At 69.1% G+C, this 16411-nt stretch carries 19 protein-coding genes; 7 read left to right on the forward strand and 12 right to left on the reverse strand.

Annotated features, from left to right (window positions below; genetic code table 11):
* Positions 1 to 148 precede the first annotated feature (148 nt).
* Positions 149 to 442, forward strand: a complete 294-nt coding sequence (locus EZ216_RS07965; protein ID WP_135249222.1) for a DUF4148 domain-containing protein — start codon at positions 149 to 151, stop codon at positions 440 to 442.
* Positions 443 to 504: 62 nt separating this feature from the next.
* Here EZ216_RS07965 and EZ216_RS07970 read toward each other — a convergent pair whose 3' ends face one another.
* Positions 505 to 723 carry a hypothetical protein gene (locus tag EZ216_RS07970; protein ID WP_135249223.1) on the reverse strand — a complete coding sequence of 73 codons (219 nt, stop codon included), beginning with the start codon at positions 721 to 723 and terminating at the stop codon, positions 505 to 507.
* 224 nt (positions 724 to 947) lie between these two features.
* Between EZ216_RS07970 and htpG the strand changes: the two genes are divergently transcribed.
* Positions 948 to 2864, forward strand: a complete 1917-nt coding sequence (gene htpG / locus EZ216_RS07975; protein ID WP_135249224.1) for a molecular chaperone HtpG — start codon at positions 948 to 950, stop codon at positions 2862 to 2864.
* Positions 2865 to 2955: 91 nt separating this feature from the next.
* Here the strand turns inward: htpG and EZ216_RS07980 are convergent, their stop codons facing one another.
* Genes EZ216_RS07980 through EZ216_RS07990 form a run of 3 tightly spaced genes read right to left on the reverse strand, consistent with a single transcriptional unit; the run spans position 2956 to position 5649 of the window.
* Positions 2956 to 3654: a molybdate ABC transporter substrate-binding protein gene (locus EZ216_RS07980; RefSeq protein ID WP_135249225.1), complete on the reverse strand. Its 699-nt coding sequence runs from the start codon at positions 3652 to 3654 to the stop codon at positions 2956 to 2958.
* Complete coding sequence (locus EZ216_RS07985; protein ID WP_239024314.1) at positions 3654 to 4655, reverse strand: tripartite tricarboxylate transporter substrate binding protein; 1002 nt, start codon at positions 4653 to 4655, stop codon at positions 3654 to 3656. The genes EZ216_RS07980 and EZ216_RS07985 overlap by 1 nt, the downstream gene beginning before the upstream one ends.
* 25 nt (positions 4656 to 4680) lie before the next feature.
* Positions 4681 to 5649, reverse strand: coding sequence for a tripartite tricarboxylate transporter substrate binding protein (locus tag EZ216_RS07990; protein WP_135249226.1), 969 nt, complete (start codon positions 5647 to 5649; stop codon positions 4681 to 4683).
* A 64-nt stretch (positions 5650 to 5713) separates the two neighbouring features.
* Between EZ216_RS07990 and EZ216_RS07995 the strand changes: the two genes are divergently transcribed.
* From EZ216_RS07995 to EZ216_RS08005, 3 genes are read left to right on the forward strand one after another with little or no spacing between them, the layout of a single operon-like run.
* Positions 5714 to 6589: a fumarylacetoacetate hydrolase family protein gene (locus tag EZ216_RS07995; RefSeq protein ID WP_135249227.1), complete on the forward strand. Its 876-nt coding sequence runs from the start codon at positions 5714 to 5716 to the stop codon at positions 6587 to 6589.
* A gap of 55 nt (positions 6590 to 6644) precedes the next feature.
* Complete coding sequence (locus EZ216_RS08000; RefSeq protein WP_135249228.1) at positions 6645 to 6998, forward strand: hypothetical protein; 354 nt, start codon at positions 6645 to 6647, stop codon at positions 6996 to 6998.
* Positions 6999 to 7027: 29 nt separating this feature from the next.
* Positions 7028 to 7807: a PIG-L deacetylase family protein gene (locus tag EZ216_RS08005; protein ID WP_135249229.1), complete on the forward strand. Its 780-nt coding sequence runs from the start codon at positions 7028 to 7030 to the stop codon at positions 7805 to 7807.
* Here the strand turns inward: EZ216_RS08005 and EZ216_RS08010 are convergent.
* From EZ216_RS08010 to EZ216_RS08025, 4 genes are all read right to left on the reverse strand, one after another.
* A complete protein-coding gene (locus EZ216_RS08010) occupies positions 7804 to 8811 on the reverse strand; it encodes a serine/threonine protein kinase (RefSeq protein WP_135249230.1) in 1008 nt (335 codons plus the stop codon). The genes EZ216_RS08005 and EZ216_RS08010 overlap by 4 nt on opposite strands.
* 34 nt (positions 8812 to 8845) lie before the next feature.
* Positions 8846 to 9928: a DUF2855 family protein gene (locus tag EZ216_RS08015; protein ID WP_135249231.1), complete on the reverse strand. Its 1083-nt coding sequence runs from the start codon at positions 9926 to 9928 to the stop codon at positions 8846 to 8848.
* A gap of 107 nt (positions 9929 to 10035) precedes the next feature.
* Positions 10036 to 10452 (reverse strand): organic hydroperoxide resistance protein, encoded by a 417-nt coding sequence (locus EZ216_RS08020; RefSeq protein ID WP_135249232.1) that lies wholly within the window; start codon positions 10450 to 10452, stop codon positions 10036 to 10038.
* A 37-nt stretch (positions 10453 to 10489) separates the two neighbouring features.
* Positions 10490 to 10942 (reverse strand): MarR family winged helix-turn-helix transcriptional regulator, encoded by a 453-nt coding sequence (locus EZ216_RS08025; RefSeq protein ID WP_135249233.1) that lies wholly within the window; start codon positions 10940 to 10942, stop codon positions 10490 to 10492.
* 228 nt (positions 10943 to 11170) lie between these two features.
* Between EZ216_RS08025 and EZ216_RS08030 the strand changes: the two genes are divergently transcribed.
* Positions 11171 to 11902, forward strand: a complete 732-nt coding sequence (locus tag EZ216_RS08030) for a hemerythrin domain-containing protein (RefSeq protein ID WP_135249234.1) — start codon at positions 11171 to 11173, stop codon at positions 11900 to 11902.
* Here the strand turns inward: EZ216_RS08030 and EZ216_RS08035 are convergent.
* The 4 genes from EZ216_RS08035 to EZ216_RS08050 are packed head-to-tail and all read right to left on the reverse strand — an operon-like array spanning position 11899 to position 15466.
* A complete protein-coding gene (locus EZ216_RS08035) occupies positions 11899 to 13239 on the reverse strand; it encodes a GAF domain-containing protein (RefSeq protein ID WP_135249235.1) in 1341 nt (446 codons plus the stop codon). The genes EZ216_RS08030 and EZ216_RS08035 overlap by 4 nt on opposite strands.
* Entirely contained in the window at positions 13236 to 13727 is a 492-nt protein-coding gene (locus tag EZ216_RS08040; RefSeq protein WP_135249236.1) for a hypothetical protein, read from the reverse strand. Before EZ216_RS08040 ends, EZ216_RS08035 begins: the two co-directional genes overlap by 4 nt.
* Before the next feature lies 1 nt (position 13728).
* Entirely contained in the window at positions 13729 to 14526 is a 798-nt protein-coding gene (locus tag EZ216_RS08045; protein WP_135249237.1) for an ABC transporter permease, read from the reverse strand.
* 1 nt (position 14527) lies between these two features.
* Positions 14528 to 15466: an ATP-binding cassette domain-containing protein gene (locus EZ216_RS08050; protein WP_135249238.1), complete on the reverse strand. Its 939-nt coding sequence runs from the start codon at positions 15464 to 15466 to the stop codon at positions 14528 to 14530.
* A gap of 77 nt (positions 15467 to 15543) precedes the next feature.
* Here EZ216_RS08050 and asd point away from each other — a divergent pair, with 77 nt between their 5' ends.
* Positions 15544 to 16407 (forward strand): archaetidylserine decarboxylase, encoded by an 864-nt coding sequence (gene asd / locus EZ216_RS08055; protein ID WP_135249239.1) that lies wholly within the window; start codon positions 15544 to 15546, stop codon positions 16405 to 16407.
* Positions 16408 to 16411 lie beyond the last annotated feature (4 nt).

Consider the following 16411-nt stretch of genomic DNA (forward strand, 5'->3'; position numbering starts at 1 on the left):
CCACCCTAATTCCCAGCTAAGGGAGTCCTCACGGCCAGCCAAGAGTCGGGGCCTACATTGGAATCACGGACGGCGCAGCGAGCAGACAAGACCTCCCGCTCGCGTCCTCCGGAACGCAGACCCAACCCGACCCTGAAAGGAACTCACCATGAACGCCAAGACTCTCCTCGCCGTCGCTTCCGTCGCCGCCGCCTTCTCGGGCATGGCCCGTGCCGGTGAAGCCGACCAGTTCCTGAGCAGCCCGCAAGTCCAGAACCAGCAGCGTTCGCGCGCGGAAGTGAAGGCCGAAGCCGTGCAGGCCGCGCGCAACGAGCGCTTCGGTGAAGCGGACCTCTCGGTGCCGGCGCAGTGGGCCCATGCCGCCCGCAACACCCACGCCGTGCGGGACGAAGCCGCGCAGGCCGTGCGCCTGGGCCAGATCCGTGCCGGCGAAGCCAGCTGAGCGAGCCACCCGCCCATGAAAAACGGCGCCTCAGGGCGCCGTTTTTCATGGGGTGGCCGTTTTCAGGCCGGGCGGGTGTAGATGAACTCGAACGACGCCGCCGAGACGCTGTGGCGCTCGCCCGGGTCGCGGCTGGTACGGCCCAGCGGGCGCATGCGGCCCCTGGTCTCGCTGCGGGCGCCGCGCTCGAGCGTCAGCGTGTGCTGGAACTCCAGCGGCAGGTCGGTGCCGGCGGCGGTGTCGACCAGCGGGGTGGGCAGGGGCGGCAGCTCGATGAACATGGGGCTCAGCGGTTCGGACGGGGCGGACTGTAACAAATCGCAGAGACGGTTCCCCGCGTGTACTGCGACCGCCTGACGGATGACGCCACATATTTCACGCGGGCGAAGGGCTCCTTGTGGTGCGGATGAGCTTCCGCGGCGCGGAAACGAGCGGCCGAGGCTTGAAAATGCCGTCCCCGCCCCCAGACTCCTCACGCTTTTCGCATCCCGTTTTCGAGAGAACCATGAGCCAGGACAAGCAAAAACATTCCTTCCAGGCCGAGGTGGCGCAGCTGCTGCACCTGGTCACCCACTCGCTCTATTCCAACCAGGAGATCTTCCTGCGCGAGCTGGTGTCCAACGCCTCCGATGCCTGCGACAAGCTGCGCTTCGAGGCGCTGGCGGACAACTCGCTGTACGAAGACCAGCCCAACCTGGAGATCCGGGTGGACTTCGACACCGAGGCGAAGACGCTCACCATCACCGACAACGGCATCGGACTGTCGCGGCAGGAAGCCATCGACAACCTGGGCACCATCGCCAAGAGCGGCACGCGCGAGTTCATGGGCAAGCTGTCCGGCGACCAGAAGGCCGACGCGCAGCTGATCGGCCAGTTCGGCGTGGGCTTCTACTCCGGCTTCATCGTGGCCGACCGCATCTCGGTGGAATCGCGCCGCGCGGGCGCCAAGCCCGAGGCCGGCGTGCGCTGGTCCAGTACCGGCAGCGGCGACTTCGAAGTCGAGGAGATCACGCGCGAGAAGCGCGGCACCAGCGTCATCCTGCACCTGAAGCCCGAAGCGGCTGCCGAGTACCTGTCCACCTGGAAGATCAAGTCGGTCATCGGCAAGTACTCCGACCACATCTCGCTGCCCATCCTGATGCGCAAGGAAGAATGGAAGGAAGGCCAGGACAACCAGCCCGGGAAGATGGAACTCACCGATGAATGGGAGACCGTCAACCAGGCCAGCGCGCTGTGGACCCGGGCCAGGAAGGACGTCACCGAAGAACAGTACAAGTCGTTCTACCAGCAGATCACGCACGACCACGAAGACCCGCTGGCGTGGAGCCACAACCGCGTGGAAGGCGCCACCGAGTACACGCAGTTGCTGTACATCCCGGCGCACGCGCCTTTCGACCTGTGGAACCGCGACAAGCCGGCCGGCGTGAAGCTGTACGTCAAGCGCGTGTTCATCATGGACGAGGCCCAGGCGCTGATGCCGCTGTACCTGCGCTTCGTCAAGGGCGTGATCGACTCGGCCGACCTGCCGCTGAACGTCAGCCGCGAACTGCTGCAGGAAAGCCGCGACGTGCGGTCCATCCGCGAAGGCTCCACCAAGCGCGTGCTGGGCATGCTGGAGGAACTGGCGAAGCTGGAGAAGGACGAGTCCGCTTCGGAAGAGGACAAGGGCAAGTACGCGAAGTTCTGGGCCGAGTTTGGCGCCGTGCTGAAGGAAGGCCTGGGTGAGGATTTCGGCAACCGCGAGCGCATCGCGAAGCTGCTGCGCTTCTCGTCCACGCAATCGGACGCGCCCACGGTGTCGCTGGCCGACTACAAGGCGCGGATGAAGGAAGGCCAGGAGGCCATCTACTACATCACCGCCGACACGCTGGCCGCCGCGAAGAACAGCCCGCAGCTGGAGGTGTTCCGCAAGAAGGGCCTCGAGGTGCTGCTGATGGCGGACCGCGTGGACGAGTGGTCGCTGAACTACCTGCAGGACTTCGACGGCACGCCGCTGCAGTCGGTGGCCAAGGGCGCGGTGGACCTGGGCAAGCTGCAGGACGACGAGGAAAAGAAGAAGGCCGAGGAAGCGGCCGAAGCCTTCAAGCCCGTGCTGGCGAAGCTGAAGGAAGCGCTGAAGGACAAGGCCGAGGACGTGCGCGTCACTTCGCGCCTGGTGGACTCACCGGCTTGCCTGGTCGTGGGCGACGGCGGCATGAGCCTGCAGCTGGCGCGCATGCTGAAGCAGGCCGGCCAGAAGGTGCCCGAAGCCAAGCCGGTGCTGGAGGTGAACCCCGAGCACGCGCTGGTGAAAAAGCTGGACGGGTCGGTGCACTTCCACGACCTGGCGCAGATCCTGTTCGACCAGGCAGTGCTGGCCGAAGGCGGCCTGCCGGAAGACCCGGCGGCTTACGTGAAGCGCGTGAACGCGCTGCTGGCCTGACCGTCGTCCCCGCGGAGGCGGGGACCCATGGCTTCCGATGGCGCTTCCAATGCGCAAGCCATGGATTCCCGCCTTCGCGGGAGTGACGCCATCAAAGCGGGTCGAACCCGCCCGCTTGACGCAGTTCCGCGGCTTCGGCCGAAGCGAGCAGCGTCGCCACTTCCGCGGCGGCTTCCGACGCCGCGGATGTCGTCGCCACGGCAGCGGTGTACACCGTCGCCAGCTCGAATGCCTTGGGCAGGTTGCCCACCAGCTGCACGCCGGCGGTGTAGAGGATCTCGGTCACCTGGGTGCAACCGACCGAGCCGGGTTCGCCCGATTCCGCCATCGCGCGCATCGCGGTGGCGCCGTTGGGGAAGGCGCGCAGGCGGTCCTTCAGCTGGCCGTCCAGCCCCAGCGTGCGCAGCACCTTCATGAAGTGGATGCCCGCAGTGGCCTTCTCGGGATCGGGGAAGTAGATCGCCTTCGCGCCTTCCAGCGTCGCTTTCAGCGAAGCCTCGTCATCGACGCGCGGCAACGCATCGCCCGTCTTCACCGCGATGCCGGTGCGCACGCGCCCCAGCGGACGTTCGCTGCCGGGCCGCGCATGGCCCTGCTGCTGCAGTTCGCGGATCAGCGCTTCCGTCAGCACGACCAGGTCGCACGGCTCGCCCGCGAGCAGCTTGTCGCGCATGGCGCCCACCGCGCCGAAGGTGCCGCCCACCGAGAGGCCGCGCGCGGCCAATTGCGGTTCCAGCGCCTTCACCAATCCCTGCGCGGCGCCGCCGCTGAGAATCTGCACCTGCGTCATCAGTCGGCCTTGATGTTCGCGGACTGGATCACCTTGGCCCACTTGGCGATGTCGTCCTGCATGTACTTCTCGAACTGCGCGGGCGTCATCGTCATCGGCACCGCGCCTTGCTGTTCCCAGGCCTTCTGCACGTCGGGTGCGCTGACGATCTTCGTGATGGCTTCGTTGAGCTTCGTGACGATGGCCGCGGGCGTGCCCTTGGGCGCCAGCACGCCCAGCCAGATGGTGGCTTCGTAGCCGGGCACGCCCGACTCGTCGACGGTGGGCACGTCGGGCAGCACCGCCGAGCGCTTCTTGCCTGTCGTCGCGATGGCCTTCACCTTGCCGGACTTCGCGTGCTCGGCCATGGTGGTGACGGCGTCGAACATCAGGTCGACCTGGCCGCCGATGACGTCGGTGCGCGCGGCGGAACTGCCCTTGTATGGCACGTGGACGATGCTGGTGCCCGACATCGCCTTGAACAGCTCGCCGGCCATGTGGTACGGCGTGCCGGTGCCGGAGGAGGCGTAGTTCAGCTTGCCCGGCTTCTCTTTCGCCAGCTTGACCAGCTGCTGCACGGTGGCCACGCCCAGTGAAGGGTGCGCCACCAGCAGCAGGTCGGAAGAGTTGATGGGCGCGACTGGCGCGAAGTCGCGCATCAGGTTGTACGGCTTGTTGGGCACCAGCGTCTCGTTGACGGTGTGCGTGTTCGACATCACCAGCAGCGTGTAGCCGTCGGCCGGCGACTTGGCCGCCGCGTCGGTTCCGATGACCGCGCCCGCGCCGGTGCGGTTGTCGACGACGAAGGGCTGGCCCAGTTGGTCGCCCAGACGTTGCGCGAGGAAGCGCGCGTAGACGTCGGCCGGACCGCCCGCCGCGTACGGCACGATGACCTTCACCGGCTTTGTGGGCCAGGCTTGGCCCGCCGCGGGCGAGGCGGCCTGCTGCGCGAGCGCAGGAAGGGCCAGCATCGACACGGCCGCGGCGGCGATGAACCTGCGAGACAACTTCGGCAACAGCATGGCGTCTCCTTCGGCGTGGCGAGGCTTACTCGACCTTGCCGATCTTGCGCACCACCTCGGTCATGCGCTTCACGTCGGCCTGCACGTACTTCTCGAAGTCCGGCGTGTCCTGGTACAGCACGGGGCTGCCCGCATTGGCGATGACGTCGCGCACCTTCTGGTCGTTGGCCGCCGCCCGCGCCGCGGCGCGCAGGCGCTGCGCGATGGGCTCGGGCACGCCGGCGGGAATGAACAGGCCGGACCACTGCGCGTACTCGGCGTTGTAGCCCGCTTCCTTCAGTGAAGGCGCGTCGGGCATCGATTCCAGCTTGCCGTTGCCCCAGTGGCCCAGCACGCGCAGCTTGCCGGCCTTCACGTGCTGCAGCACCGTGGCGGGACCGGACGACACCGCGTCGATCTGGCCGCCGAGCAGCGCGACGACGGCGGGCCCGGCGCCCGTGTACGGCACGTGCCTGAGCTTGATGCCCGCGGTCTGCGCCAGGATCTCCATCGGCACGTGCATGGTGCCGTAGTTGCCCGAAGAGCCGTAGGTGATGGCGTCGGGCCGCTTCTTCGCGTCCTCGACGAAGTCCTTCACCGTCTTCCAAGGCGCGTCGGCGCGCACGGCCAGCACCGTGGGGTCGGCCGTGAAGCGGGCGATGGGCCGCAGCGCCTGGTAGCTGTACATCGGCGAGCGGCCGAGGAGGGTGTCCGCTTCCGGCAGCACGCTGTACGAAGCCAGCGCCATCACGATGGTGTAGCCGTCGGGCGCGGCTTTTGCCACCTGGCCCATGCCGATGCCGCCGCCCGCGCCGCCCTTGTTGTCGATGACGACCGGCTGGCCGAGGTCGCGCGACATGGCTTCGGCCACCGGACGCGCGACGATGTCGGCCAGGCCGCCCGGCGGGAACGGCACGACCATGGTGATGGGCTTGCTGGGGTAGGGGGCCTGCGCGAAGGCGGCCGCGGACGCGGCGATGAGCGCGACGGCCGCCAGGGCGTTGCGACGTTGCATGAATGAGCTCCTTGTCGAGTTAGCATGCTACATTGCCGCCCCCGAACCGGAGAGAGTTTTCCCGATGAAGATCGCCGCTTACCTCGACCGTGGACGCCCCGGCGTGGGCATCGTCGCGTCCGACCTGCAGAGCGTGCTGCCGCTGGACCTTCCGCCAGCCGACCTGGCGCGCGGCGCGCAGCCGGTGATCGAGATGCTGGTCGCCGGCAAGGCGCTGCCGCCCACCGGCGCGCCGCTGGCCATCGACGCGGTGCAGCTGCTGGCGCCGCTGCCGCGCCCGCGCCGCAACATCTTCTGCGTCGGCAAGAACTACCACGCGCACGCGAAGGAATTCGCCGGCAGCGGCTTCGACAGCAGCGCCAAGTCGGGCGGCGACGTGCCCGCGCACCCGATCATCTTCACCAAGGTGCCCGAGTGCGTCATCGCGCAGGGCGAAGCCATCGTCATCCCGCGCGCGGTGTCCACCGCCATCGACTACGAGGCGGAACTGGCGGTGATCATCGGCAAGGGCGGCAAGGGCATCCGCAAGGCCGCCGCCATGCACCACGTGTGGGGCTACACCATCGTCAACGACGTCACCTCGCGCGATTGGCAGAGCCGCCACCAGCAGTGGGACATGGGCAAGTCGTTCGACACCTTCTGCCCCATGGGCCCGTGGCTGGTGAGCGCCGACGAGTGCGACGCCACGAAGACGCGCGTGCGCTGCTGGGTGAACGATGAGCTGCGCCAGGACGCGCAGACCACTGACCTCATCTTCGACATCCCGACGCTGATCGAGACGCTGTCGGCCGGCATCACGCTGTACCCCGGCGACGTCATCGCCACCGGCACGCCGGTCGGCGTGGGCATCGGCTTCAAGCCGCCGAAGTACCTGCAGCCCGGCGACGTGGTGAAGGTCGAGATCGACGGCATCGGCACGCTCGAGAACCCGGTGCGCTGAAGCACCTCGTCACAGCGGGGCCACGTGCCCCGGGGCGCGGTCCAGAATGGGCCGCATGAGACTGATCCTGCTCGTTCCCGTCGCGCTGCTGTGCGGCGCGCTGGCCGCGTGCGGCTCGGCGGGCGTGGGCGCCGGGATCGGCGTGCCCATCGGCAACAGCGGCATCACGCTGGGTGTCGGCGGCGGCACGGGCGGGCTGAACGTCGGCGTGAGCACGGGCGTGGGACCGGTCGGCGTCGGCGTAGGCGTCAACCAGAGCGGACAGGTCTACACCGGCGCGGGCGTTGGTGCCGGCGTGCCCATCGGCAATACCGGCGCCACGGCCGGTGTAGGCGTGGGCACCGGCACGGTGATCTACGACCCCAAGCAGCACCTCGCTCCGCCGGCTTCCGGCGAGAAATCCCCCTGATCCCCGCGCCGCGCGAGAATCGGCGGCGCATGCCCCATCCTCGTCCGGCCTTCTTCCTGCAGCCCCACTACGACGACGTCGCCCTGTCCTGCGGCGGCACCGCCGCGGCCTGGGCGGCCGCCGGCATGTCGCCGACCATCGTGACGGTGTTCGCGAGCGAGCTGGTGCACTCCATGGTGGGCGAGTTCGCGGCCTGGAAGCATTCGCGCTGGCGGCTGGACGATCCCGACGCGGTGCAGGCAACGCGGCGCGCGGAGGACGAAGAGTCCGCGCGCGCGCTGGGCTGCAACCTGCGCTGGCTCGGGCTGCCCGATGCCATCTACCGCGGTGATCGCTACACGTCGGACGAATCGCTTTACGGCCCGCTGCATCCGGACGAACCGGCGCTGGCCGCGCACCTGGTCGAAGAGCTGCTGAACCTGCCCGAGTGGCAGGACGGCGGCCAGTGGTTCGTGCCGCTGGGCGTCGGCAGCCACGTGGACCACCAGCTGGTGTTCGAGACGGGGCGCATGGCCGCCCGGCGGGGCGTGGAGGTGTGGGCCTACGAAGACCTTCCCTATGGCATCCACACCCCGGAAGGTTTGCCGCTGCGGCTTCGGCAGATCGAAGGCGAGGTGGGCCCTTGCGTGCCGCAACCGATCGGGCAACGGGACATGGAGGCCAAGCTCGCGGCGGTGGCCTCTTACGAATCGCAGCTGCGCGTGATCTTCCGCTTCACCGACGATTTCGGCGCGACGCTGCAAAGGCACGCGGAAGAAGCCGGTGGCCCGCTGGGCCGCGCCGAGCGGCTCTGGCGGGTGCTGGCTTAGGCGACCAGCGGCGGCTCGGCCATCTGCTCGAGCTGCTCTTCCAGCAGGTGCGCCTGCTCCTTCCAGTAGTCGCTGCCGCCGAACCACGGGAACGCCACCGGGAATGCGGGATCGTCCCAGCGCCGCGCCAGCCAAGCGCTGTAGTGAATGAGGCGCAGCGTGCGCAGCGGCTCGATCAGCGCGAGCTCGCGGCGGTCGAACTCGCGCACCTGCTCATAGCCATCCAGCAGCGCGCCCAGTTGCCGCTGGCGCTGCGCGCGATCGCCCGAGAGCAGCATCCACAGGTCCTGCACGGCGGGCGCGGTGCGCGCGTCGTCGAGGTCGACGAAGTGCGGGCCCGCATCGGGCGTCCACAGGATGTTTCCCGGGTGGCAGTCGCCGTGCGTGCGCAGCAGGCGGAACTGCGCGCCCCAGCCGCCGTCGCTGCTGCCGGTGGCTTGCGCGACGGCGTCGAGCGCGGCGTCGCAGGTGTCGCGCCACAGCGCCTGCACGTCCAGGGGGATGCGCTCGTGCGACAGCAGCCAGTCGCGCGATTCGCGGCCGAAGCTGCGCAGGTCCAGCGTGGGGCGCTCGCGAAACGGCTTGGCCGCGCCCACGGTGTGGATGCGCGCGAGGAAGCGGCCGATCCACTCCAGCACGTCCTCGTCGTCCAGTTCCGGCGCGCGGCCGCCGCGGCGCGGGCTGACGCTGAAAGCGAAACCGGCGTGGTGGTGCAGCGTGCGGCCGTCGATCATGAGCGGTGCGACGGCCGGCACTTCGGCTTCGGCGAGCTCCAGCGCGAAAGCGTGCTCTTCCCGGATCGCCGCATCCGGCCAGCGGTTGGGCCGGTAGAACTTGGCGACGACTTGCGAGTGGCCCTGCACCGGCTCTTCCAGCCCGGCCTGGTAGACGCGGTTCTCGTACGAACTCAGCGCCATCAGCCGGCCGTCGCCATGCAGGCCGACGAGCGCCAGCGCGTCCATCACCGTGTCGGGCTGCAGTGCTTCATAGGGATGCGAACTCATGGCCGCATTGTCCCCGCTGCGGCCGGCGCCGAACTCAGCGCAGCGTGAGCACGTGCCCTTCGGAAGGATCGACGCGGCCGGCGAGCAACTGCGTGTACGCGGCCTGGACGTCGTCGCGGCCACGGTGCGATCGCACCTGCAGCCAGGGCTCGCGATCCTGCTGTGCCGCGAAAGCACGCCAGCTGTTCACCAGCCGCTGCTGCAGGCCTTCGGCGCCCCAGTCTGCGGTGCGCTTCTTGAGCTGCGCGGGCGCGAAGAACAGCGCCGGGCGCGGACCCGGCAGGCCGGCGCCGCCGCCCAGGTGCTGAACGTGCGTGCCGCCGACGGCGCAGCTGTACTTCAGCTGGTCGCGGAAGCGTTCGTGCACGGCCTTGCGGAAGTCGGCGTTGCCGGCGAAGTCGACGTACACGCAGGGTTCGTCCGCGGCGACTTCGCCGAGTTGCCCGTAGGCCAGCACGCGCGTGTAGCAGCCCAGGCGTTCGCAATAAGCCTTGTTGGCCGGCGACGTGAATCCCACGACATCGAGCCCCGGGCGCTTCGCGAGCAACTGCGCCGTCGCCCACGCGGTCTTGCTGGACGCGCTGGACAGCAGCACGCGCCGCACGCCGAAGAAGTCCTGGTCGGCGAGGAAGTCGTCGATCAGCCAGGAGGTGGTGAACAGCGGGCGCAGCAGCACCTGGAAGGGCTCGTCGCTGCCGCGATAGAGCGGGTCGGCGCCGGTGCGCACGTACCGGTTGTAGACCGGGTGCAGCGCCTCGCGGTGCGGCGCCGCGTCGCGCAAGCCGGTGGCATCCAGGCGGTCCGGCTGCAGCACCGCGCCATCGGCCAGCGGCCAGTAGCCGTACAGCCGCTCGCCCACCGCCACGCCCGGGTGCAGCGACTGCACCACGTGGCCGAAGCCCCAGACCGGCAGCACGCCCCAGCCTTCCTCGTTCGACGGGAAGAACTTCCAGTAGTCCATCGAGTCGCCGAAAGCCGCGTAGGTGATGTTGTTCGCGGTCAGCGCCAGCAGGTCCGGCGCGACGCGCACCTGCCCGTTCGCCAGCGGCCGGTCGTCTTCGGTGCGCCAGCGGGTGTCCTGCAGCCGGTCCTTGCGGATGAGCAATGTGGTCGTCATGCGGCGACCGTACGGGATTCGTCGGGGCGCCGCAAGAACCTGCGTGACGCGGCCCCAAAAGGCAAAAGGCCGGATCGCTCCGGCCCTTCGTCGTCATCGAACGGTCATCAGACCAGGTTGATCTGGACGTCGATGTTGTTGCGGGTCGCGTTCGAGTACGGGCAGACCTGGTGCGCTGCATCCACGAGCTGGCGCGCGGCGGCCTGGTCCATGCCGGGCAGGCTGACGTTCAGGCGGGCGGCAATGCCGTAGGCCTGGCCGACGGGGCCCAGGTCCACTTCCGCGTTGATGGCCAGGTCGGCCGGCAGCGTGATCTTCTGCTTGGCGGCCACGGCCTTCATCGCGCCGATGAAGCAGGCCGAGTAGCCGGCCGCGAACAGCTGCTCGGGGTTGGTGCCCTGGCCGGCGCCGCCGGGCGAGGTGAGCTTGATGTCCAGGCGGCCGTCGTCCGTGCGGGACTGGCCTTCGCGGCCGCCGGTGGTGTGGGCCTTGGCGGTGTACAGCACCTTGTCGAGCTTGTTCATGGTTCTCTTCCTTTCGGTGGGTTGACGGGGGGAGGGATCAGGCAGCGATGCGGTCGCGCAGCGACTGCACCTGCTGGGTGAGCTGGACCAGTTCGCCGAGGGTGCAGCGGCTGGCTTCGAGCAGGCAGCCGGGCACCTTCTCGGCCTTGGCGCGCAGGCGGCGGCCCGCGGCAGTGAGGGTGACGTGGACGCGGCGTTCGTCGTGCTCGGCGCGCTGGCGCGCCACCAGCCCGGCGGCTTCCAGGCGCTTGAGCAGCGGGGTGAGTGTGCCCGAGTCCAGGCGCAGGCGCGCGCCGAGCTCGGACACCGACAGGCCGTCTTCCTCCCACAGCGCCAGCATGGCGATGTACTGCGGGTAGGTCAGGCCCAGCTCGTCCAGCACCGGCTTGTAGAGCTTGGTGATGGAGAGGGAGGCGGAATACAACGCGAAGCAAAGCTGGTTGTCCAGGCGCAAGGCCTGGTCCTTCGCGATCGCCGTCTTCGTCACCATGGGCGAAACTGTAGCACCAAATTCAATTGCGTGCAATTGATCTGCCCGGCAGCTTTTTCCTGCCTCGGCCGTGAAGCAGTTCCGTGCCGCAGGTCACGGGTGGCGCTGCTTAAGGTTTGCTTAGGAAGCGCTTAAGGAAATCTTCAGAGCGGGCTCGGCAGCGCGTTCCTACAGTGCGAACCCAGCGCGGAATGACCGCGCCCATGCTTCACCCAAGGAACCTGCCCCATGAAGATCGACGCCCTCGAACTGCAACGGCTCGCCGCCGTCCCGAACCGCCTGGACATGTACAGCGGCATCCACAAGGCGATGCGTGCCTGCATGGCCGACGCGCTGCTCGCGTTGGGCCGCGCCGACCTGGACGACACGGCCGCGCTGGCCGCCGCCACGCAGCGCGTGCTGGACCTGATGGACCTTTGCGAAGGCCACCTGGCGCACGAGAACGTGCACATCCACCGCGCGATCGAGGCGCGCGCGCCCGGCGCCGCCGACGCCATCGCGCACGAGCACGAACAGCACGTCCGCCACATCGACGCCCTGCGCGCTTGCACGCTGGCGCTGAAGATGGCGCGGCCCGAACTGCGGCCGGCCGCGGCGCAGATGGTGTACCGGGAACTGGCGCTCTTCGTCGCCGACAACTTCCGCCACATGCACGTCGAGGAAACGGCGCACAACGCCGTGCTGTGGGCCCACTACACCGACGCCGAGCTGGCCGCCATCCACGACGCGCTGGTGGCATCCATCCCGCCTGAAAAGATGATGGGCTTCGCGCGCTGGCTGGTGCCTTTCCTGAACCCGGCGGAGCGCCTGGGTCTGCTGGGCGACATGCGGGCCAAGGCGCCGCCGCCGGCCTTCGAAGCCGTGCTGGACGTGGTGCGCCCGCACCTGGATGACCGCGAATGGCACCAGCTGTGCAACGGCCTGGGCCGGCCGGCGGTGCCGGGCCTGGTGGAAGCCTAAGCCTCCACCAGCTGCAGCGGCCGCGCCACCACCAGGCGGAAGCGGCCGCGGCCCGTCTTCTCGATGCGCACGTGCGGGCCGTGTTCCTGCAGCCGGCGCTGCAGCAGCAGCAGGCGCGCTTCCAGGTTGTCCGTCACGTCGGGCAGGCCCAACGAGGGATCGAGGCGCAGTTCGCGGTTGGTGAACTCGGTGCGGCCTTCGGCCACGTGGTCGCGCACCAGCTTCCACAGGATGGCGCCCGCCACGCCCTTGATCAGGTAGTCCTCGCCCAGGAAGATGCTTTCGTTGGCCGCGAAGCGCTTCACCCGCAGCGCCTCGCCGCGCGACGGCCGGGGTTGCGCCGGGGCGGCCACTTCCGCTTCGGCGGCCTCGCCGACGGATTGCAGCAGGCCCATGATGGCGCCCAGGTGCCCCGCCAGAACCACCAGCGCGTCTTCGTCCCGGTGGCTGAAGCGCAGGTCGTGCGGGCTCTCCGCGAACACCACGCCCAGCAGCCGCCCTGCCGCCTGCACCGGCACGGCCAGCTGGCTGTGCGGCTGCGGCAGGCCGGGGTAGGGAATCTCGGTGGCCGGCTCGACATCGTGCGCGTCCTGCTCGAAGCTGCTGCGCATGGCCTGGCTGTAGTGCGCCGCGTTGGTCATGTGCGAGATGCGCACCGGCGTGCGCTCGCGCGCGGCGACACCGATGACGCCCTGGCCCATGCGGATCTCCGAGCCCACGCCCGACGTGGCGTAGCCACGGCTGGCGACGGTGTACAGGCATTGCGATTGCTCGTCGAGCATCAGCACCATCGCGTGCGCGATGTCCAGCGGTCCGGTGAGGGTGGCAAGCAGCGCTTCCAGCGCGTCGTCCAGCGAGGCACATCGCGACAGCCTCTCGCCGCAAGCCCGCAGCGCGGGCAGCCAGCCCGCGCGTTCCGGCGGCGGGGGCAGCGGCTCGCCCGGCACGGGCTCGATGGCCTCGACTTCGTAGATGTCCGAGCCGCGCAGGCGAAACACGTCGGCCAGGCCGGCATGCGAGGCAATGCCCGCGAGCTGCGCCTTCATGCTCTCGAACACCGGCCCCTCGGACTCGGTGCGCAGGTAGCGGATGTGCAAGCGCCAGTACTCGACCGTGCGCGGATCCAGCAGCAGCACGGTGGCGCGCGGATGGGCCAGGATGTTCTGGCGGGTCTTGTTGAAGAACTGGAACGACAGCGCCACGTGGCGCTCGTCGACGTAGAACACCTGCGAGATGTAGGCCACGTTCGGCACGCCCGCCAGGTCGCAGGTGCACAGCATGGCCGGGATCACGCCATCCAGGCAGGCGCGGAGGTCGGACAGGCGCGGCGCGCTCATCGCGAACCTCCGAGCGCGGAGCCGGCGCGTGGCCCCGGTGTCTGGTCGAAGGCCTGTTCCGGCGTGAAAGAGACGGCCACCAGGTCTTCCAGCCGGCAGGCCAGCATCACCCCCGCCAGCATGCGCGGGTAGCCGGCGCCTTCGAGTTCGAGCTCCATCGCCGCCAGGTAGCGCGCGAGCACGGGACGGTCTTCTTCCGCCGCGGCGCGCTGCGTGGCGGAACGCGCCTTCAGCTGCACGGTGCGGTGCGAGACGGGCGCGCTGAACACCACCGAGAGGTGCCCGGTGCTGGCGATGTCCTGCAGCAGCTGGCGCGACTGGCTGCGTGCCAGGAACACGGTGACGCGGCTGCCGTCCGGCGACACGTCGCTGCCCATGGCGCGCATGATGCTGGGACGCAGCGACGCGTCGTGCGAGCCGACGATGGCCGACATGCCATTGGCCATCATGGCCAGCAGGTCGGGGGGCAGCTGGACGGACGCGGCCATGTCAGCGCGCGAAGCGGCGGCGCGTGAGCACCAGCGCCGACCAGAAAGCCACCACCGTGTACGCCGCCAGCACCAGCGCGTGGCGCAGCGGCTGCGCCGGCCACTGGTCGATGAAGAGCGGCCGCACCAGTTCCACCGCGTTGGTCAACGGCAGCCAGTCGGAAGCGATGCGCAGCGGCTCGGGCAGCTGCTCGCGCGGGAAGAACACGCCGGAGAGGAACATCATGGGCGTGAGGAACAGCGTGAAGTAGTAGGTGAAGAAATCGTAGCCCTTGGCCAGCGCGTTGAAGATGAGCGCGATGCAAGAGAACGTGACGCCCGCACCCAGCAGGATGGGCCAGGCGGCCAGCAGCTTGGGGCTGTGGCTCACGCCCAGCGCCAGCATCACCAGCAGGATGGCGGTGACGGTGAAGATCGACTTGAAGGCGGCCCACAGCATCTCGGCCAGCACCACGTTGTCCAGGTTCACCGGCGCGTTCATGATGCCGTCCCAGGTCTTCTGCACGTGCATGCGCGAGAACGCGGAGTACAGCGCCTCGAACGAAGCCGCGTTCATCGCGCTCATGCAGATGGACCCGCTGGCCAGGAAGACGATGTAGCGCACCGGCTGCCCGTGCAACTGCACGCTGCCCACCAGCGCGCCCATGCCGTAGCCGAAGGCCAGCAGCCACATCAGCGGTTCGGCGATGTTGCCTATGAGGCTGGGCAGCGCCAGCTTGCGCCACACCAGCAGGTTGCGCAGGAACACCGGCCACCAGCGCGGCGACAGGTCGGGAAAGGCGTAAAGGCGCGGCGGCATGTCAGCCTTCCTCCCGGATCTGGCGGCCGGTGAGCTTGAGGAACAGGTCCTCCAGATTGGCCGGGCGGTGCAGGGTGCGCAGGCGCGTCTCGTGCGACAGCGCCTGCAGCAGCGGCCGTGCGTCTTGCGTGTAGAAGAAGACGGTCTCGCCGCTGACTTCCACGCGCGCGGCCATGGAACGCAATTGCGCCGATTCCGCCAGCGCCAGCGCGCCGTTGCCGTACGCCTCGACGACGTCGGGTTCCAGGTGCTGCGCGATCAGCTCGCGCGGCGTGCCTTCGGCGATCTTGCGGCCGTGATCCAGCACCAGCAGGCGCGAGCACAGGCGCTCGGCTTCGTCCATGAAGTGCGTGGTCAGCAGGATGGACTTGCCTTGCTGCAGCAGCAGCTGCAGGCGTTCCCACATCAGGTGGCGCGCCTGCGGGTCCAGGCCGGTGGTGGGCTCGTCCAGCATCAAAAGGCGCGGATCGTTCACCAGCGCCCGCGCCAGCGACAGGCGCCGGCGCATGCCGCCGGACAGCTCCACCGGCCGCGCGTCGGCCTTGTGGGTGAGGGCGGCGAATTCCAGCAGGCGCGGGATGCGCTCTTCGATCACCGGCCGCTTCAGGCCGAAATAGCGGCCGTACACCAGCAGGTTCTCGGCGCAGCTGAAGTCCGGGTCCAGCGTGTCGAACTGGCTGACCACGCCGACCTGCGCTTTCACCGCCAGCGCATCGCGCGGCATGGACAGGCCCAGCGCGCGGATCGTGCCTTCGTCCGGCGCCGTCAGGCCCAGGCACATGCGGATGGTGGTGGTCTTGCCCGCGCCGTTGGGGCCGATCACGCCCAGGCACTCGCCCGGCGCGATGTGGAACGAAAGCCCATCCACGACGGCGCTGCCGCCGTAGCGCTTGCGCAGCTGGTGGGCTTCGAAAAGGGGGGCCTGGTGAGCGTGGGCCATGGGCGGCACATTGTGTCGCACCCCGGGGGTGCCCGCCCCGCTTAAAATTTTTGCCGACTCTCACGCCGCACTTCCCCTTGTTCCCTCCCCTCGCCATCCAGACGCAGTACCTGCTGCCCAAGAAACTGCTCACCGTCCTGATGGGCCGCCTGGCATCCCTGCGCGGCGGCTCGTTCACCCATGCCATCGTGCGCAAGTTCGTCGCGCACTACGGGGTGAACATGGCGGAGGCGGCCGACCCGCGCATCGAGTCGTACCCCACCTTCAACGAGTTCTTCACCCGGCCGTTGAAGCCGGGCGCGCGCCCGATCGCCGACGCGCCGCTGGTGTGCCCGGTGGACGCGGCCATCAGCCAGTTCGGACCGATCGAGCAGGACCAGATCTTCCAGGCCAAGGGACACAGCTATTCGACGACCGCGCTGCTGGCCGGCGACGGGCAGCTGGCGCGCCGCTTCGACCACGGCCACTTCGCCACGCTGTACCTGTCGCCCAAGGACTACCACCGCATCCACATGCCCTGCGACGGGCGGCTGGTGTCCATGACCTACGTGCCGGGCGACCTGTTCTCGGTCAACCCGCTGACCGCGCGCCACGTGCCGGGCCTGTTCGCGCGCAACGAGCGCGTGGTGTGCGTGTTCGACACCGAGTTCGGCCCGTTCGTGAACGTGCTGGTGGGCGCCACCATCGTCGGCAGCATGGCCACCGTGTGGCACGGCGTGGTGAACCCGCCGCGCACCGGCGACGTCCGGCGCTGGGACTACGCCGGCCGGGACATCGTGCTGAAGAAAGGGCAGGAGATGGGCCGCTTCCTGCTCGGCTCCACCATCGTCATGCTGTTCCCCAAGGACATCGTCACCTTCAGCGCCGACTGGGCGCCCGCCAAGGCCGTGCGCCTGGGCGAACCCATGGGCATGATCGCGGGCGCGGCCAGCCCGCTCTGACGCG

The sequence above is a fragment of the Ramlibacter humi genome, assembly GCF_004681975.1.
GTDB classification, from domain to species: Bacteria; Pseudomonadota; Gammaproteobacteria; order Burkholderiales; family Burkholderiaceae_C; genus Ramlibacter; species Ramlibacter humi.

Coding starts and splice junctions, on each gene's coding strand:
- EZ216_RS07980 (WP_135249225.1), bottom strand. CDS start 3,654: ATGACGCAGGTGCAGATTCTCAGCGGCGGCGCCGCGCAGGGATTGGTG.
- EZ216_RS07990 (WP_135249226.1), bottom strand. CDS start 5,649: ATGCAACGTCGCAACGCCCTGGCGGCCGTCGCGCTCATCGCCGCGTCC.
- htpG (WP_135249224.1), top strand. CDS start 948: ATGAGCCAGGACAAGCAAAAACATTCCTTCCAGGCCGAGGTGGCGCAG.
- EZ216_RS08020 (WP_135249232.1), bottom strand. CDS start 10,452: ATGAACAAGCTCGACAAGGTGCTGTACACCGCCAAGGCCCACACCACC.
- EZ216_RS08015 (WP_135249231.1), bottom strand. CDS start 9,928: ATGACGACCACATTGCTCATCCGCAAGGACCGGCTGCAGGACACCCGC.
- EZ216_RS08005 (WP_135249229.1), top strand. CDS start 7,028: ATGCCCCATCCTCGTCCGGCCTTCTTCCTGCAGCCCCACTACGACGAC.
- EZ216_RS08045 (WP_135249237.1), bottom strand. CDS start 14,526: ATGCCGCCGCGCCTTTACGCCTTTCCCGACCTGTCGCCGCGCTGGTGG.
- EZ216_RS08030 (WP_135249234.1), top strand. CDS start 11,171: ATGAAGATCGACGCCCTCGAACTGCAACGGCTCGCCGCCGTCCCGAAC.
- EZ216_RS07985 (WP_239024314.1), bottom strand. CDS start 4,655: ATGCTGTTGCCGAAGTTGTCTCGCAGGTTCATCGCCGCCGCGGCCGTG.
- EZ216_RS07995 (WP_135249227.1), top strand. CDS start 5,714: ATGAAGATCGCCGCTTACCTCGACCGTGGACGCCCCGGCGTGGGCATC.
- EZ216_RS07970 (WP_135249223.1), bottom strand. CDS start 723: ATGTTCATCGAGCTGCCGCCCCTGCCCACCCCGCTGGTCGACACCGCC.
- EZ216_RS08050 (WP_135249238.1), bottom strand. CDS start 15,466: ATGGCCCACGCTCACCAGGCCCCCCTTTTCGAAGCCCACCAGCTGCGC.
- EZ216_RS08040 (WP_135249236.1), bottom strand. CDS start 13,727: ATGGCCGCGTCCGTCCAGCTGCCCCCCGACCTGCTGGCCATGATGGCC.
- EZ216_RS08035 (WP_135249235.1), bottom strand. CDS start 13,239: ATGAGCGCGCCGCGCCTGTCCGACCTCCGCGCCTGCCTGGATGGCGTG.
- EZ216_RS08010 (WP_135249230.1), bottom strand. CDS start 8,811: ATGAGTTCGCATCCCTATGAAGCACTGCAGCCCGACACGGTGATGGAC.
- EZ216_RS08025 (WP_135249233.1), bottom strand. CDS start 10,942: ATGGTGACGAAGACGGCGATCGCGAAGGACCAGGCCTTGCGCCTGGAC.
- EZ216_RS07965 (WP_135249222.1), top strand. CDS start 149: ATGAACGCCAAGACTCTCCTCGCCGTCGCTTCCGTCGCCGCCGCCTTC.
- EZ216_RS08000 (WP_135249228.1), top strand. CDS start 6,645: ATGAGACTGATCCTGCTCGTTCCCGTCGCGCTGCTGTGCGGCGCGCTG.